Annotated in this window: 19 protein-coding genes and 1 riboswitch; of the genes, 15 read left to right on the top strand and 4 right to left on the bottom strand. The window is 43.1% G+C overall.

Translation table 11 applies throughout. The features are described 5' to 3' along the window. Positions 1 to 74: 74 nt before the first annotated feature. The 6 genes from AC5W2J_RS15585 to AC5W2J_RS15610 all read left to right on the top strand — a co-directional run bounded on the left by AC5W2J_RS15585 (position 75) and on the right by AC5W2J_RS15610 (position 6,167). Complete coding sequence (locus tag AC5W2J_RS15585; RefSeq protein WP_496060379.1) at positions 75 to 1,943, top strand: ABC-F family ATP-binding cassette domain-containing protein; 1,869 nt, start codon at positions 75 to 77, stop codon at positions 1,941 to 1,943. A 278-nt stretch (positions 1,944 to 2,221) separates the two neighbouring features. Next, positions 2,222 to 3,022 (top strand): TerC family protein, encoded by an 801-nt coding sequence (locus AC5W2J_RS15590; protein ID WP_496060380.1) that lies wholly within the window; start codon positions 2,222 to 2,224, stop codon positions 3,020 to 3,022. A 115-nt stretch (positions 3,023 to 3,137) separates the two neighbouring features. Further along, positions 3,138 to 3,836, top strand: a complete 699-nt coding sequence (locus tag AC5W2J_RS15595; protein ID WP_496060381.1) for a response regulator transcription factor — start codon at positions 3,138 to 3,140, stop codon at positions 3,834 to 3,836. Continuing rightward, positions 3,826 to 5,169, top strand: a complete 1,344-nt coding sequence (locus AC5W2J_RS15600; RefSeq protein WP_496060382.1) for an ATP-binding protein — start codon at positions 3,826 to 3,828, stop codon at positions 5,167 to 5,169. The genes AC5W2J_RS15595 and AC5W2J_RS15600 overlap by 11 nt, the downstream gene beginning before the upstream one ends. A 122-nt stretch (positions 5,170 to 5,291) precedes the next feature. After that, complete coding sequence (locus tag AC5W2J_RS15605) at positions 5,292 to 5,621, top strand: winged helix-turn-helix transcriptional regulator (RefSeq protein ID WP_496060383.1); 330 nt, start codon at positions 5,292 to 5,294, stop codon at positions 5,619 to 5,621. A 3-nt stretch (positions 5,622 to 5,624) separates the two neighbouring features. Then, positions 5,625 to 6,167: a 3-dehydroquinate synthase II gene (locus tag AC5W2J_RS15610; RefSeq protein WP_496060384.1), complete on the top strand. Its 543-nt coding sequence runs from the start codon at positions 5,625 to 5,627 to the stop codon at positions 6,165 to 6,167. A gap of 199 nt (positions 6,168 to 6,366) precedes the next feature. On the opposite strand, the gene AC5W2J_RS15615 is transcribed toward AC5W2J_RS15610, so the two are convergent. Both AC5W2J_RS15615 and AC5W2J_RS15620 read right to left on the bottom strand, forming a co-directional pair. Next, the gene (locus AC5W2J_RS15615; RefSeq protein ID WP_496060385.1) at positions 6,367 to 7,374 is read right to left on the bottom strand and encodes an NADP-dependent oxidoreductase; all 1,008 of its coding nucleotides are present in this window, start codon (positions 7,372 to 7,374) and stop codon (positions 6,367 to 6,369) included. 17 nt (positions 7,375 to 7,391) lie between these two features. Further along, a complete protein-coding gene (locus AC5W2J_RS15620; protein WP_496060386.1) occupies positions 7,392 to 7,898 on the bottom strand; it encodes a cupin domain-containing protein in 507 nt (168 codons plus the stop codon). A 158-nt stretch (positions 7,899 to 8,056) separates the two neighbouring features. Between AC5W2J_RS15620 and AC5W2J_RS15625 the strand changes: the two genes are divergently transcribed. From AC5W2J_RS15625 to AC5W2J_RS15650, 6 genes are all read left to right on the top strand, one after another. Beyond that, complete coding sequence (locus tag AC5W2J_RS15625) at positions 8,057 to 8,377, top strand: DUF2325 domain-containing protein (RefSeq protein ID WP_496060387.1); 321 nt, start codon at positions 8,057 to 8,059, stop codon at positions 8,375 to 8,377. A gap of 15 nt (positions 8,378 to 8,392) precedes the next feature. Continuing rightward, positions 8,393 to 8,881 carry a hypothetical protein gene (locus tag AC5W2J_RS15630; protein ID WP_496060388.1) on the top strand — a complete coding sequence of 163 codons (489 nt, stop codon included), beginning with the start codon at positions 8,393 to 8,395 and terminating at the stop codon, positions 8,879 to 8,881. Between the two features lie 106 nt (positions 8,882 to 8,987). Beyond that, complete coding sequence (locus tag AC5W2J_RS15635) at positions 8,988 to 9,893, top strand: diacylglycerol/lipid kinase family protein (protein ID WP_496060389.1); 906 nt, start codon at positions 8,988 to 8,990, stop codon at positions 9,891 to 9,893. An 84-nt stretch (positions 9,894 to 9,977) separates the two neighbouring features. After that, a riboswitch (cyclic di-GMP riboswitch) is annotated at positions 9,978 to 10,064 on the top strand. A gap of 29 nt (positions 10,065 to 10,093) precedes the next feature. Beyond that, positions 10,094 to 10,216, top strand: a complete 123-nt coding sequence (locus AC5W2J_RS15640) for an anti-repressor SinI family protein (RefSeq protein WP_496060390.1) — start codon at positions 10,094 to 10,096, stop codon at positions 10,214 to 10,216. Between the two features lie 171 nt (positions 10,217 to 10,387). Then, the gene (locus tag AC5W2J_RS15645) at positions 10,388 to 10,711 is read left to right on the top strand and encodes a helix-turn-helix domain-containing protein (RefSeq protein WP_496060391.1); all 324 of its coding nucleotides are present in this window, start codon (positions 10,388 to 10,390) and stop codon (positions 10,709 to 10,711) included. Between the two features lie 214 nt (positions 10,712 to 10,925). After that, positions 10,926 to 11,135: a hypothetical protein gene (locus AC5W2J_RS15650; protein ID WP_496060392.1), complete on the top strand. Its 210-nt coding sequence runs from the start codon at positions 10,926 to 10,928 to the stop codon at positions 11,133 to 11,135. Between the two features lie 41 nt (positions 11,136 to 11,176). Here AC5W2J_RS15650 and brnQ read toward each other — a convergent pair whose 3' ends face one another. Next, a complete protein-coding gene (gene brnQ / locus AC5W2J_RS15655) occupies positions 11,177 to 12,487 on the bottom strand; it encodes a branched-chain amino acid transport system II carrier protein (RefSeq protein ID WP_496060393.1) in 1,311 nt (436 codons plus the stop codon). A gap of 121 nt (positions 12,488 to 12,608) precedes the next feature. Here brnQ and AC5W2J_RS15660 point away from each other — a divergent pair, with 121 nt between their 5' ends. Next, positions 12,609 to 13,016: a hypothetical protein gene (locus AC5W2J_RS15660; RefSeq protein WP_496060394.1), complete on the top strand. Its 408-nt coding sequence runs from the start codon at positions 12,609 to 12,611 to the stop codon at positions 13,014 to 13,016. An 83-nt stretch (positions 13,017 to 13,099) separates the two neighbouring features. On the opposite strand, the gene AC5W2J_RS15665 is transcribed toward AC5W2J_RS15660, so the two are convergent. After that, a complete protein-coding gene (locus AC5W2J_RS15665; RefSeq protein ID WP_496060395.1) occupies positions 13,100 to 13,264 on the bottom strand; it encodes an SE1832 family protein in 165 nt (54 codons plus the stop codon). 201 nt (positions 13,265 to 13,465) lie between these two features. Between AC5W2J_RS15665 and AC5W2J_RS15670 the strand changes: the two genes are divergently transcribed. Continuing rightward, complete coding sequence (locus AC5W2J_RS15670; RefSeq protein ID WP_496060396.1) at positions 13,466 to 14,305, top strand: ABC transporter ATP-binding protein; 840 nt, start codon at positions 13,466 to 13,468, stop codon at positions 14,303 to 14,305. A gap of 4 nt (positions 14,306 to 14,309) precedes the next feature. Further along, entirely contained in the window at positions 14,310 to 15,104 is a 795-nt protein-coding gene (locus AC5W2J_RS15675; RefSeq protein WP_496060397.1) for a hypothetical protein, read from the top strand. The last annotated feature ends 18 nt before the right edge of the window (positions 15,105 to 15,122 follow it).

Raw genomic sequence — 15,122 nt, forward strand, 5'->3', positions numbered from 1 at the left:
CGCTGCAGCAGGTGAGAAAATACGCGGGCGTATGATATAATAGCACGGCAGAAAGAGAAAGGCAGGAATGCGTGATGAGTATTATTCGAGTGGAAGACCTGTATAAATCATATGGTGAAAAAACAATATTTGACCGGATTTCCTTTTCTATTGAGCCCCAGGATAGAATCGGATTAATTGGAGTAAACGGAACAGGCAAATCAACGCTGTTGAAAGTCCTGTCCGGTATAGAAAGTCCAGAAGAGGGCATAGTGTATCATGCTAATTCCTTTGAGCAGGCGTTCCTTCCCCAGGAACCTGTATTGGACGGAGAGGCCACGGTACTGGATGAAATATACTTTGGTGCCTCTAAAAAAATGAAAACGATGCGGGAATATGAAAAAGTACAGGCCGAGCTTGAAAAAGCTCCCGGCGACGCGAAGATCCAGGAGCGTATGATAGCTGTACAGCAGCGGATCGAAGAAGAAGATGCCTGGGAGGCGAGCACACTTGCTAAACAAGTACTGACAAAGCTTGGCATTACTGAATTTTTAAAAAAGACAAAAGATCTTTCCGGCGGCCAGAAAAAGCGTGTCGCAATGGCAAAAGCTTTAATTCAGCCGGGGGACCTGCTGATTCTGGATGAGCCGACGAACCATTTGGATCATCAGTCAATCGAATGGCTGGAAAAATACCTGGCCACTTTTCCGGGTGCGCTTATTGTCGTTACGCATGATCGGTACTTTCTGAATCGTGTAACCAACCGTGTATTTGAACTCGATAAAGGAAACCTTTACGAATACAGCGGCAACTACGAAATGTACCTGGAAAAAAAGGCGGAACGCGAAGCAAACGAAGAAAACAGAAATACAAAGCTTCAGAATACGATGAGACGTGAACTCGAATGGCTGCGAAGAGGACCTAAAGCACGCGGCACGAAACAAAAAGCAAGAGTGCAGCGGATTCATCATACAAAAGAAACGATGCAGCACACCTCAAAAGAAGAGCTTTCTTTTGCTGTAGGATCACAGCGGTTAGGAAAAAAGGTGATGGAACTCGAGAATATCTCGAAGGCGTTTCCCGGCCGGCAGCTGCTGGACTCCTTTAATCTGCTCGTGCAGCCGGGCAGCAGAATAGGCATTATCGGAGAAAACGGAAGCGGGAAATCAACGCTCCTTAATATAATGGCAGGACGGGAACAGCCGGATAGTGGAGTAGTGGATACAGGTACAACAGTCAAAATAGGATACTATACGCAAAACCATGAGGAACTGGATGAATCCAAGCGGGTTATCGAATATATTAGAAGCATTGCGGAAGTAGTGCAGACAGAAGACGGCCAGAGTGTTACCGCTGAACAAATGCTGGAGCGGTTTTTATTCAACCGAACCGTGCAGTGGAACTATATCAGCCGTTTATCCGGAGGAGAAAAACGGAGGCTTTATTTACTGAGTATTTTAATGACGGAACCAAACGTATTAATGCTGGATGAGCCGACCAACGACCTTGATACCCAGACGCTTGGGATTTTGGAAGAATACCTGGCTGCTTTTTCCGGCTGCGTCATTACTGTATCCCACGACCGTTATTTTTTGGACCGAGTTGTGGATTACCTGCTTATTTTCGACAGTACGTCGACAGTCAAACGGTTTCAGGGAAGTTATTCCGACTTTTTAACGGAGCAGGCAGAAAAATCGGTAGCGGTCTCTGCAGCAAAAAAACTTCCGGAAAAAAAGAAAGCAGTCAAATTATCCTATAACGAAAAGAAAGAATGGGAATCTATTGAAGAGGATATTCTGGAAGCAGAAGAACAGAGCGGAGAAATCCAGAAAAAGATAGATGCAGCCGGCAGTGATTTCGAAAATATTCAGAAGTGGATGGAAGAAAAGCAGAAGCTGGAGGAACAGACAGAGTATCTGTTTGAGCGCTGGGAAGAACTCTCCACGAAAATGAACCCGGAATAAATAAGATTGACAATACCGGCAGTGAGGAGTACATTATAAGAAATAACTTGATATCCTTTGGAAAAAGGGGAGTAGCTTTTTCAATAAAATCGTCAGGACGGGAGCAATCCCCGGTTTTATTGGCAGCTTTTATGCTGTTTGCGAGACCTTTACCTATGAGACGGGTAAAGGCTTTTTCATGCCTTCACCGCCTCCGTGGTGAAGGTTTTTTGTGCTTTTGCACAGAATAACTATCGCTGCAGGGTACCGGGTTTATCTTGGAAAAGGAGAAGATAAACATGGAACTTAGTCTGCTGATGGAATACGGATGGGTGCTGCTCGTTCTCATACTGCTTGAAGGGGTCCTTGCTGCAGATAATGCGCTTGTCCTGGCCGTTATGGTTAAAAGGCTTCCGCCGGAAAAAAGAAAAAAAGCATTGTTCTATGGACTGGCCGGGGCGTTTATTTTTCGTTTTGCCTCTTTGTTTATTATTTCGTTATTAATTGATGTGTGGCAGGTGCAGGCAATTGGTGCCCTATATTTGTTATTTATCGCAATCAACCATATTGTCCGGAAATTATGGTTTCATAAGGAAAGCACGGTGGAGAAAAAGACAGAACATGATGCAGAAAATCCTGCAGGATTCTGGCGCACCGTAGCAAAAGTGGAAATCGCAGATATCGCGTTTGCGGTGGATTCAATTCTGGCCGCAGTTGCTCTGGCTGTTACTCTTCCCCGTACCAGCCTTCCGATGATAGGCGGGATGGATGGAGGGCAGTTCCTTGTGATTCTAACAGGCGGGCTGATAGGGGTCGTAATTATGAGGTTTGCCGCCGGCTGGTTTGTGACGCTGCTCGAAAAAAGGCCGGGGCTGGAAATTGCTGCGTTTGCTATCGTTGGCTGGGTCGGAGTGAAGCTGGTGGTCCATACTCTTTCTCATCCGGCTTTATCTATCCTGCCGGAACATTTCGCCGAATCCACTCTTTGGAAAGCTTCGTTTTATATCGTGCTGGTCGGTATCGGAGCCGCCGGCTGGATACTGTCCAAGGATAAAGGAGTACCTCAGGAAAAACCGGTGCGAAAAGAACGGTCTGTATAAATATAAAAATGGAATTTATTTTTCAAACTCTAACTGAATCTAATGGATTCAGTCTTTTTTTTTAATAAGAAATTGGATAAGCTAGAGAAGAACAGGAGAAGAGAGGGGGCGCGGCATGCAGGAGATTCTAATTATAGAGGACGAAGAAAAGCTTGCACGGGTAACAAGCCTGGAATTGGAGTATGAGGGATACCAGACAGAAATCATACACGACGGGCTGGAAGGGCTGGAGCGGGCAAAAGAAAAGAAGTGGGACTTAATTCTGCTGGATGTGATGCTTCCCAGTTTAAACGGGATGGAAATTCTACGCCGTTTTCGAAAGGAAAATAACGTAACGCCGATTATTCTACTTACCGCAAGAGATCAGACGCCCGATAAAGTGAGCGGACTCGACCTTGGAGCTAACGATTATATGACCAAGCCTTTTCAGATTGAAGAACTGCTCGCAAGAATCCGGGCACAGCTGCGTTACGCAGAAAACAGGACTCAGGGAAAAAAACATAATGTAGTAGAAGTAGAAGATATAAAGGTCAACTTGGATAACCGGGAAGTGCTGCGGGCAGGAGTCAGTATAGAGCTGACGCCCAGAGAGTTTGATCTGCTCACATATATGATGAAAAACAACAATATCGTTCTGACGAGAGACCAGCTGCTTGAGCAGGTATGGGGGTTTGATTATTTTGGCGACACAAACGTAGTGGATGTGTATATCCGCTATCTGCGGCAGAAAGTGGATAAACCATTTCCAATCCAGCTGATTCATACGATCCGCGGAGTCGGTTACTCTATTAAAGGAAGCAGTCATGAAGCTTAAAACAAAAATCCAGCTGTTTGCAACGATCTGGATGCTTCTTATCGTCATTATTGTCAATATATCTATTTATTTATTATTTGACCGGTTATCGGTTAATGCAGAAGTGGAGAGGCTGCAGAATCAATCCGAGTCCATTACAGAATCCCTGCTTTCCACTGAAGGAAATACAGCGGAATCGGAGGCGCTTCTGCAGGCGTTTTTACCGGCGAACGGCATGATTCGGATTATCGGGCAGGAGGAAGTGCTCTCTATTCAAACAACGGAAGACCGTTTCCGTCAGCTCCCGGCGGAGTATTCGGCCGGCGAATCCCAGCGAACCTTTCAGTCCGGGAACGGCGAAAGGTTTGCAGCTGTGGAGAAACCGATTATCTGGCAGGATGGGAGTATTGTGACGCTTGAAGTGACAGAGCATATGCAGGCACTTGAAGAAAACATGAGGTTTCTTCAGATTGCGTTATTAATCGCCACCTTGCTTATAATTATACCGACAGTTATTGGCGGACGGCTGCTCGGCAATTTGCTGCTGCGTCCTATTCTTGAACTAATTCGTACGATGAAAGATATCCAGCAGCGGGGGGAATTGAAAAAGCTTACGCTGAAGGGGAATTCCAAAGATGAATTGTATGAAATGGGAGAGACGTTTAATCATATGATGGAACGGCTCGAGAGCAATTTTGAAAAACAGAATCAATTTGTATCCGACGCCTCCCACGAATTAAAAACCCCGCTTTCCATTATTGCCAGTTATGCGGGGCTTCTGAAAAGATGGGGAAAAGAAAAGCCTGAAGTACGCGAGGAAGCACTTGATGCTATTCTGTCAGAGTCTGAGAGAATGAAAAGCATTACAGAACAGATGCTGACGCTTGCCAGGGATGAATCCATGCGGGAAATAAAAAAACAGACAGTAGACCTGTCTGATCTGGCAGAAGAAGCATCCCATGCTTTCAGTAAAACGTACGAGCGGGATATTGTCGTGAAAACGAAAGAAGAAACAGAAGTAGTAACCGATAAAGAAAAATTAAAGCAGCTTTTATATATTCTGCTGGATAATGCATTAAAATACAGTGAAGAAAACGTCGTTATAGAAGTGGAGGGCGGCGATACAGCCTGTATTAAAGTGATCGATTTTGGAGAAGGGCTGAGTAAAGAGGAACAGGCCAAGATCTTTGACCGATTTTACCGGGTGGATAAAGCCCGAAGCAGAAAAACCGGTGGAACCGGACTGGGTCTCTCCATCGCTTTTCGTTTGTCCGAAGTTCTTGGAGGCGAAATAAAGGTAGAAAGTGAACCGGGTGAAGGTGCTGCTTTTATTTTCCATTTTCCGAACTGGTGAAAACGGTGTTCCCCGCTTCAGCTAAGGTTTACAAGTTCCTTAAAAAGGATATTAATACTATATATTAATGTGGTGAATAATTCCTGCTGAAGAAGACTATGATGAGACTGGGGAGAAAATAAATGAATGAGACAACACCTGAAGACATAAAAGAAACGCTGGAGGTTGTCTGTGGAAAGTGGAAAGCTGTTATTTTAATGGAATTGATGGGAACAACACTTCGGTTCAATGAAATTAAAAAACGGCTTCCGCGTATCAACCATCAGACATTGATTAAGCAGCTGAAGGAATTGGAAAGAGATGAACTGGTGAAGCGGACGTCTTATCCTGTCGTACCTCCACGGGTGGAGTATACTCTAACGGAGTATGGCGAATCCATCAAAGACCTGCTGCACCATATGGAAGACTGGGGAAGAAAGCACCGACAGCGTAAACAGGAAGAAGTGAAGTAATGAATGGTTGAGGGCAAAGCAGTTATCACAATCCAAGAAGTGACAGAAGCAGGAGCCGGGACAAGAGTCTGTATTGATATGGCAGACCGCTTGTCTCCAACAGAAGGACTTCTCATCGGCAGCACGGGAAGCGGCTACTTTCATGTGCTTTCGGAAAACAATGAAACGGATACCTATCCACCTAGAGTATTCCGGGTCAATGCCGGGGGAATCCACCACTATATTCGGGAGACCAGCAATACGGTTTACGCTTCGGAAATACAAGGCGGTCATACTGTTGATGTATTTGACGGCAGCGAATGGTCCCGGAAAATTGTCGGACGGGCTAAATGGGAACATCGTCCCCTTTTGCACGTATCCGGATTTATTGAGAATAAAAAAATAACGGCTGTACTTCAGCAGGCAGACAGCGTCTGTTTAATGAGAGAATCAGGGGAAAGAGTACCTGTCATCGATTTAAAGCCGGGAGATAAAGTACAGGGCTTTGCAGACGAGCCGGGCCGGCACTTAGGTGAACAGATCGAAGAATATATAGAAGAAAAATAAAAAGGAGAAACCCAGCGGGTTTCTCCTTTTTCAGGCTTTTGAAAAAGAAAAAATATAGGTATTTTTATACAAAACCTTTACAGGGGTGCTTTCCGCAGGCCATGCCTCAGCTAAAGAGGGGAAAACGCCTCTTTATCTTCTCCTATGGCTGTTCTGCAGGAGTCACCCCTGTTTATTTTTCTCCTTTTCATGTAGCATTTTAAAGTTTTACAATTTGTTTTCCAAGGTTCTCTCCTTTAAATAAACCAATAAAGGCGTCAGGGGTCTGCTGGATGCCTTCTACAATGTTTTCACGGTAGGTTATAGAGCCCTGCTCAAGCCATTCGGCTAACTTCTCAGAGCCTTCCTGAAAACGACTGGAAAAATCGGCTACGATGAATCCCTGCATCAGGGCGCTCGCTTTCACAAGGTACTGCTGCACTCTTGGCCCAACATCTTCTCCGGTGGAGTTATAGGTTGAAATAGCGCCGCACTGGGCAATACGGGCGTATTTGTTTAATAGGGGATAAAGCGCTTCGGAAATGGCGCCGCCTACGTTGTCAAAATACGCATCGACACCGTCGGGGCAGGCTTTCTCCAGGGCGGCTGTCATATCTTCTGTTGTATTGTATTGAATCACTTCATCAAAATGAAGCTCCTCTTTCAGGTAGCGGACTTTTTCATCCGTACCGGCAATTCCTACAATGCGTGCCCCATAAATTTTAGCAATTTGACCAGCAGCAGAGCCAACGGCACCGGCTGCTCCGGATACTACGACTGTTTCTCCCTGCTTTGGCCGGCAGATGTCATTAATTCCAAAATAAGCAGTGAGTCCGGGCATGCCGAGAATACCTAAGTGGGTGGAAACCGGAGCCAGGGAAGGATCAATTTTACGGACAGCATCCGCAGCAACAACAGAATATTCTTCCCAGGTCAGGTTTCCAATCACAATATCCCCTTCTTTTAAAGAGGAAGAGCGGCTTTCTACAACTTCTCCAATGCCGCCTCCGGCAATAGGCTCATGAAGTTCAAAAGGCGGGATATAGGATTTGCCTTCATTCATTCGTCCGCGCATGTAGGGATCAACGGACAAATAAAGTGTTTTTAATAATACTTCTCCTGCTTCCGGGGAAGCTGTAGAGACTCTGTCAAAATGAAAGGTATCTCTCGTAGGGATGCCTTCTGGACGTTCTGCAAGCAGTATTTGATAATGTGCTGATGATGCCATAGTAGAGTATGTCTCCTTTATTTCCAATAGTTTTGCAGAGGGCCGCTTTCGCCGTAAAAAGGATCAAGCGAAGGAAGCGCTGCATGGTGAATATTTCTACATACTACCTCATGATTGTTCTCATCTCCAGTATAAAGGTCTATCTCCCGGCTGTCCGGATAAGCACCCATCACTTGAAAGATATCATCAGAGTCAAGCAGTCGATGGCCGACGCCTGCAGGAATCAGCAGAATGTCCCCGCTCGTAACATGCACCGCTTCTCCCTGCGGCCCCCCTAAATAAAGAGATGCGCTTCCTCTAATGACAGCCAGCACTTCATGACTGTTACTGTGAAAATGATGATACGTAAATACACTTCCGTACCAGGCGTTGATCCATCCATTCTGTCGAAAAGTCTGTTCTAATTCGGAAAGGTAGTGTTCTTTAACAGAGTAAAGAAGTACGGGAAGGGACGGGTTATTAGGTATTTTTCCATTATCATCGAAAAATAGCCTTTGAACGCTGTCAGGCTGCTTATTAATCATTTTATACCTCCATATCTATTTGTATTGAGTGAATGCTTTTATATGCATCTATTCCCGATTTTCTAAATATTAAAAACATTTGACAATGAGAATGATTTTCAATACACTTACATTATATTAAATGAGAATGATTTTCAATGAGAACGGGAGGGCTTCAGATGAATTCGTTATTAATAGTAGGAGCAGACAAGCTGGGTGCCATCCCGGATCGATTGAATGAGCTGGGATTTTCGGACATTATGCATATAAGCGGAAGAAAAGTAAAAATGGTGCACCGCGAAATACCTGAAAACATAGATCTCGTACTGGTACTGACAGATTTTATAAATCATAATGTGAGCAGTAAGCTGAAAGAACGGGCGAAGGAAAAAGAAATTCCTGTCTGCTATGCAAAACGTTCCTGGTGTTCTATCTATAAAGCATTGTCGGCCTGTAATGAAGTGTGCGAACAATGTCCATTACTGGAAAAAGCCAGATAACAGGAGGCAGAAACGGTGAAAAATCAGCAGGGATATGTATTAAAAAAGTCTTCCTCCGTATTTGATTTTACAATTTATATGCTGAGGAGTATTGCATATAGGCAGTTCAGTGATGATGCAGAACTTTCTTTAACAATAAAACGACGCTGGAAATATATTAACCCGAATCAATTTAAAAATGTGAAAGAGTTTATTCACAGACTGAAACTTCTGCAGAAGCGTCTTGGAGAAATCAAATCCCTTGCCGAAAGGTTGGAAGAGAAACGGGAGGCACAAGCAGACGGATTGTTTATTATAAGTGGAATAGATTTAGAGGCGGATGGGAATATAGCTGCCTATGCGGTAACATCAGAATATACGGCAATGCAGATGAAAAGAGCATCTTCTTTTTTACAAAAGCAGTATCCCAATAAAGACTGGAGATTGTATATGCTTGATAGTAAACAGGTGCAGTATTCTATGAGCGAATATCGTCATGCGCCTTCTCTATATAAAAAGAAATAGCCAGCCCCTGCCGAATCTCAGGCAGGGGTTTTAAAAAAGCGTGTGATACGAGAGAATAGGGTATAGGATATGGGTAAGAATGTTATAGAATGAAGGAATGGTAAATATGTATAATAAGATGTGGTTATTGATTAACGGCGCGTCCGGTAATAATGAAATCCAGAAAAATCTGGATGCGACCGTCAGCACACTGGCTCTGCAGACAAAAGAGCTTACTATTACCTTCACGCAGGAGAAGGGGCATACAGAACAGCTCTGCCGTGAACAGGGAAACGAGTTTGATATTATTATGATCATGGGAGGGGATGGGACTGTGCATGAAGCTATTAACGGCCTCGCTACGCTGGAAAACCCTCCCGTTACCGGTATCCTGCCTACAGGAACCTGCAATGACTTTTCGAGATCTTTAATGATTCCGCAGAATTTAAAAAAAGCTGCTGCAGTAGTTGAACAGAACCATATAGAGTATGTCGATATCGGAAAAATGAACGATCGCTATTTTTCTAATTTTTATGGCATCGGCCTGATCGCAGAAACGTCTGAAAATATCGATGATCAGCTGAAAGGAATGCTTGGTAAAGTAAGCTATTTTATCAGTGCACTCCAAACGTTTAACAATGCTTCGCCGTTTACCTTTACGCTAAAAGCAGATGGAAAAGAATACAAGGATGATGCTGTAATGATCCTATTTGCAAATGGTTATTTTATTGGTACAAACCGCCTTCCGGGTGATCAGATTTCCCTGAATGATGGACTTATAGATGTATACATTATAAAAGAAAGCGGAGCACCGCTTTTGAAAGAGTTTTTTAATTCCAAAAATCCTTTTATGTACAATTTAGAACAAAGTTCTATTGAGTATATTCAGGCTTCCGAGGTGGAACTGGAAACGGAAAAAGCAATGAAAGCAGACACGGATGGAGAAGTGTATGAAGAAACACCGGTTCATATAAAGATTCTGCCAAAAAAGATACCGTTTTTGTTTGGAGAAATACAGGTGGATAATAATTAAAGAAGATTCTGATAATTATTCTTTTAGGAATTTTTTAACATTTTTTTGAAAAATGTAGTAAGATAAAAACACTAACAAGCAACCTTCAGAAAAAGGCAACGCTGCTGAAAAGCAGTCTCGCAAAGTTACAGGTCTAAGGCTTATTATAGCTAAGACGGCTGAACTGCCTGGGGAAATTTCCTAAAGGCGGGTGAGGGTTGATGGAATTATTAATTCCAAAATTACAAAAGCTTGATCAAGATTGGCTGCATTTAATGGTTGAGGCTAAAGAAGCTGGTTTAACCCCTAGTGAGGTTAAAGAATTCTTAAGACAAACCAAATAATCAGGAAAAAATAAGCCATTTCGTATGGCTTATTTTTTTATTTTATGTAAATATAAGTATAGGCATAAGTGTGCAATTTAAAAAAATGTCGTTCACTATAACATACTGCAATTCGTTATATGTTATAATTACAGCAAAGCACAAACTACAGTATACAAAGGGGTTCAAGCGATGATTGGTGAAAGGGTGAAACTGCTTCGAAAAGAGCGAGGCTTATCGTTGACAGAACTGGCGAATCAGGCCGGAGTCGCGAAGTCGTATCTTAGTGCACTGGAAAGAGATATTCAAACAAATCCATCGATCCAGTTTTTGGAGAAGATTGCTAAGGTATTAAACATATCGGTTGATCTTTTAATTAAAGAGCAATCAGAAATTAATGAAGAAGAGCTCGATAATGAGTGGCTGGAAATAGTCGAAGAAGCAATGAATTCGGGAGTTTCCAAAGATCAGTTCAAGGAATTTCTTGAGTTCAACAAATGGAGAATTAAAAATTAGAAAAAGGATCGTGTCATACGATCCTTTTTTTATTTTTGACTAATTTCTATATAAAGAACAAAAAATGTTCGTTAAAATGTATTTTTCTTTCAAATAAGTGTTTTCAAATCCGTTTTTTCGTTATATAATGTATTTAATTCTTTAAAAAGAACAATATAGAACGGAGGATGACGATTTGGTAAGACTTAGGGGCGGTGTGTATTATACTAATATCATGAACAGACATATTAAGCTTGTTTACTTAACTAACAATAAATGCTCCCTTTATGTGAACGGTCATTTTTTGGGATACTGCGCGTTTGATGTGGCAAAGCAAAAAATAAAAGAGATGGAAGATCGTCTGAATAATGTCACGCTCATGTACACAGGAGACAATATTTTTCAAAGCGGTAAAGACGCAACAATGGTCTATGTAAGAATATAAAAAAGCGAGGGGCTGGAGAGTATCCAGCGGCCCCGCTTTTTTTAATAAGGGATCGATCTTGATCTGAAGAAGTGACCAATCACAAGTCCAGCCAGAGCCGGCAGTATCCAGCCCAGGTTCAGTTCAAAAAATGGGAGGTAGGAATACAGGCCAATGCCCTCCAAAGGCACTAAGCCTGCTTCCTTTAACCCGTCATAGGCACTTACAATAATAGTACCGGCAACAGCTCCAATATAGTGGGACTGATGAAGCGTTATTTTCTCATTTATCAAAGCGAGCAGGATTAACACAATCGCAAGCGGATAAATGGCGACGAGAAGCGGAACCGATAAAGAAATAATGGTATTCAGCCCCAGGTTGCCTACGAGAAGGCTGAGTATAGTTAATAGTAAAGCCAGCACCGAATACGGCAGGAAAGGCAGATAGCGGTGAAAATACTGGCTGCACGCTGTTACTAATCCAATGCAGGTGGTAAGGCAGGCTAATGTAACAATTAAGCCGAGGAGAATAGTGCCGGTAAAACCAAAAGATTCGCCTGCAGAATAAGTAAGGATTTCGCTGCCGTTTTCCATCAGCATACGGGGACCGCTGTGCACTCCAAGCCATCCAATAGCAATATATACAGCGGCAAGACCAATACCTGCAATGATGCCTGCCGAAGCCGCTGACCGTCTTACTTCGCGTCGGTCCAATGCACCTTTTTCTTTCAGTGTATTCACAACAATCAGGCCAAAGGCTAAAGCTGCGATGGTATCCATCGTTAAGTACCCTTCAACAAAACCTCTTCCAATTGCCTGAGAAGTATATTCATCCGATGGCGGGCCTCCTCCTCCCATAAAACCGGTGGCATAAGCTCCAGCGACCAGCAGTACAATAGAAAGAAGCAGAGCTGGTGTAATAACATACCCTATCGTTGTGACAAGCTTAGTAGGGTTGAGGCTCAGCAGAAATACAAGGCCAAAAAACAATATGGAAAACAAAAATAATGCTGTGTTTGAACCGCCATCCGTCAGAACAGGAACGATGCCCATTTCATAAGAAACGTTCGCCGCTCTTGGAATACCAAAAAAAGGACCGATAGCTGCGTATAAAATAATCATAAAAAGGAATGCAAACGGTTTGTTTACTCTTTCCGCAATCCCCTGAAAGCTCTGGCCGGAGAGGGAAACCGCGATTATTCCCAAAACAGGAAGCCCTACGCCGGTAATCACAAAGCCGATAATAGCGGGAAGGTAGGACGTTCCGGCTTCTTGACCTAAAAATGGAGGAAATATTAAGTTGCCTGCTCCAAAAAATAAGGCAAACAGCATTAAACCTATAAAAAAGTTATCTTTCCATGTTAGTCTGTTCATGATTGTCTCCCTTGAAATAAAATAAACCTCCATTATCCTAACGCTGCATAAGTAAATTGTAAAGGTATTTATATTACCTGTTAAAATAGAGAAAAAGAGATTAATGCAGAGGAGGAGAAGTATGCTTGTGACAATGGAAGACGAATTAATTTACATTTACCTGCAGCATAAAGCCACCAGGACGTCACCGCTCGGGGCGTACCCTGATGTGAGTGGATACATGCTGTATGATAAGAGAGGAAACTGGCTTGGCTACAGGGTGATGCGTACTATTTACAATAACAAAAACTACGTGATTTCCATTCCGAAAGTAAAAAAAATCGAATACCCGTTGTTTACCGCAAGCATCGAAGACGCAGAAGAGTATATTGAAATTAAGTTTCATGCTGACATGGAAGCTTCAGAAATGCTGGAACAGGAATGCCTGCTCGATATAAATGAAGATGGGCTGTTTGGAGTGGAATTAGTCAGGCATCCTGATATTCCAGCCGGGGAAACGGAATATGTGAAATATTTTGTAGAAAAATAGAATCGATTTCTTTAATTCCATAAAAAATATCTCAAAGCGTTCATCGCTTTGAGATATTTTTTATGAAGCCGACAACGGAAATCCTATTTTTTTCTTGTCTCTGCAATCTGTTCTTCAAGTTCAGTAAGCTGGTTAAGCGCAGCCTCCGGGCTTCTGCCTACAGATTCAAGCTTTTCCAGGTCTCCCTGCACTCTTACATATTCGCTTTTCAGCCATGCCAGTTGTTCTTCTTTTGTTTTTTCATCCATCTAATGGCAGCTCCTTTTTCTCTGGTTAATTACAATGTAGCATACTCAATGGAGGAGAGGAAAACATAAAATACAGAAAAGTCTTTTTGTTCGTGTTGATATTTTCAAAAAAAAGATTTATACTTTAAATGAAAATGATTATCAATGTTAGTGATGAAAAGATTATATAAATGTACGAAAAGCATGAAAGGGGTTTCCAGTGTGTCAAACTTAACCACACAGCAGATAGCAGTTTCATATCAGGAAAATAACATTATAAAGGAAATGACAGTAGAGATACCAGAAGGTCAGGTTACCTCTATTATCGGTCCCAATGGCTGCGGAAAATCCACCTTACTAAAAGCTATGTCCAGAACATTGAAACCCAACAGCGGAGCTGTTTATTTAAATGGCCGCAATATACATGATATGAAAACAAAAGAAGTAGCAAAAGAAATGGCTATTCTTACACAGTCACCCGAGACACCGCAGACTCTTACGGTGCAGCAGCTTGTAGCTTTCGGCCGCTATCCTCATCGTAAAAGAGTAGGCGGACTGACTCCGGTGGATAAAGAAGCGATTGAAAAAGCCATTTTTGATACAGGAATGACAGAATTTCAGGACCGCACGCTCGATGCTCTTTCCGGAGGCCAGCGTCAGCGGGCCTGGATCGCGATGGCACTTGCCCAGGAGACCGACCTGCTTCTTCTTGATGAGCCGACAACCTATCTTGATATGGCGCATCAGCTCGAAGTACTCGAGCTTCTTCAAAAGCTGAACAGGGAAGAAAACCGTACGATCGTTATGGTGCTTCACGACCTGAATCAGGCTGCTAGATTTTCCGATCATTTAATTGCTATTAAAAATGGAGAAATCCAGCATTACGGTTCGTCGCATGAAGTAGTCTGCCAGAAGGTCCTGCGCAGAGTATTTGGAATTGACGCTTATGTTGTAACAGATCCCCGAACAGGAAAGCCTCTGTGCATGACATACGACCTTGTAACAAATGATACACTCGATGCTCCTACGAGCGAAGCCGAACTTAGATTAGCTCAGGTGTAGGCTTATGCAGGCTGTTATCCGTCATAACGCTACCCAAATACGAAGTGTTTTTTCTGTTATTCATGAAGAGCCGAAGCAGTGGGAGTGCCGGCATTCTTTAAAAGAATGGGCGGCAGAAGAAACAGAATCCTGCAGACAATTTTTAGAGCAGTATGGAACATATATTGAGGCGCCGAGCTTTGATATGAGTGCCGCCTTCTGGGCGAACCGCTTCAGCCGCTTTATCGCATTCGGCCATTGGGCGATTGTCCACGGTCTGGATATGAACACCATTTCCAGCAGATGTACAGTTTATTTAGTGCCGGGTGAATACGATGAGCCGGTGTACCAATTCCTGATTGACCGGGAAGTACTGGAAAACAGCCCTGCCGACGCATCGGACACAAAGCAGGCGCTTGCCGAGTATTATGCAGAGCATGTCACTCCTCTGTTTCTGAAGTTTTCGGAAACGGCGGGAGTACGTATAAAAGAACTTTGGGGACAGGTCTATCATGCCGTACCTTACTTTCTTCACCTTGCGAAAGTGACGGAAAGTCCAGAAACCGAACAGGCATTGAGGAAAAGCTGGCAGGATGTACTGGACTTTGAAGATGGAAACATTTTTGGGCGTGCCAAGCCGCCATTTGCATTCCGTTGTATGGAAATACCAAACCCGGCGGGGGAAGAGAAAATTTATACAAAGCCGACGTGCTGTCTGGCTTTTAAAGGCAGCAGTTCATACTGTTACCGGTGCCCAAGAATGAAAAAAGAAGAACGAAATGCCAAATACAATAAGTTAACAAAAAGACAGGAAGCGTAAATACGCTATCCTGTCTTT

This window comes from Sinobaca sp. SA16-1 (assembly GCF_059510515.1).

What these genes read in the sequence shown, in the direction of transcription:
- AC5W2J_RS15585 (WP_496060379.1), top strand. Translation starts at nt 75, where the DNA reads ATGAGTATTATTCGAGTGGAAGACCTGTATAAATCATATGGTGAAAAA.
- AC5W2J_RS15590 (WP_496060380.1), top strand. Translation starts at nt 2,222, where the DNA reads ATGGAACTTAGTCTGCTGATGGAATACGGATGGGTGCTGCTCGTTCTC.
- AC5W2J_RS15595 (WP_496060381.1), top strand. Translation starts at nt 3,138, where the DNA reads ATGCAGGAGATTCTAATTATAGAGGACGAAGAAAAGCTTGCACGGGTA.
- AC5W2J_RS15600 (WP_496060382.1), top strand. Translation starts at nt 3,826, where the DNA reads ATGAAGCTTAAAACAAAAATCCAGCTGTTTGCAACGATCTGGATGCTT.
- AC5W2J_RS15605 (WP_496060383.1), top strand. Translation starts at nt 5,292, where the DNA reads ATGAATGAGACAACACCTGAAGACATAAAAGAAACGCTGGAGGTTGTC.
- AC5W2J_RS15610 (WP_496060384.1), top strand. Translation starts at nt 5,625, where the DNA reads ATGGTTGAGGGCAAAGCAGTTATCACAATCCAAGAAGTGACAGAAGCA.
- AC5W2J_RS15615 (WP_496060385.1), bottom strand. Translation starts at nt 7,374, where the DNA reads ATGGCATCATCAGCACATTATCAAATACTGCTTGCAGAACGTCCAGAA.
- AC5W2J_RS15620 (WP_496060386.1), bottom strand. Translation starts at nt 7,898, where the DNA reads ATGATTAATAAGCAGCCTGACAGCGTTCAAAGGCTATTTTTCGATGAT.
- AC5W2J_RS15625 (WP_496060387.1), top strand. Translation starts at nt 8,057, where the DNA reads ATGAATTCGTTATTAATAGTAGGAGCAGACAAGCTGGGTGCCATCCCG.
- AC5W2J_RS15635 (WP_496060389.1), top strand. Translation starts at nt 8,988, where the DNA reads ATGTATAATAAGATGTGGTTATTGATTAACGGCGCGTCCGGTAATAAT.
- AC5W2J_RS15640 (WP_496060390.1), top strand. Translation starts at nt 10,094, where the DNA reads ATGGAATTATTAATTCCAAAATTACAAAAGCTTGATCAAGATTGGCTG.
- AC5W2J_RS15645 (WP_496060391.1), top strand. Translation starts at nt 10,388, where the DNA reads ATGATTGGTGAAAGGGTGAAACTGCTTCGAAAAGAGCGAGGCTTATCG.
- AC5W2J_RS15650 (WP_496060392.1), top strand. Translation starts at nt 10,926, where the DNA reads ATGAACAGACATATTAAGCTTGTTTACTTAACTAACAATAAATGCTCC.
- brnQ (WP_496060393.1), bottom strand. Translation starts at nt 12,487, where the DNA reads ATGAACAGACTAACATGGAAAGATAACTTTTTTATAGGTTTAATGCTG.
- AC5W2J_RS15660 (WP_496060394.1), top strand. Translation starts at nt 12,609, where the DNA reads ATGCTTGTGACAATGGAAGACGAATTAATTTACATTTACCTGCAGCAT.
- AC5W2J_RS15665 (WP_496060395.1), bottom strand. Translation starts at nt 13,264, where the DNA reads ATGGATGAAAAAACAAAAGAAGAACAACTGGCATGGCTGAAAAGCGAA.
- AC5W2J_RS15675 (WP_496060397.1), top strand. Translation starts at nt 14,310, where the DNA reads ATGCAGGCTGTTATCCGTCATAACGCTACCCAAATACGAAGTGTTTTT.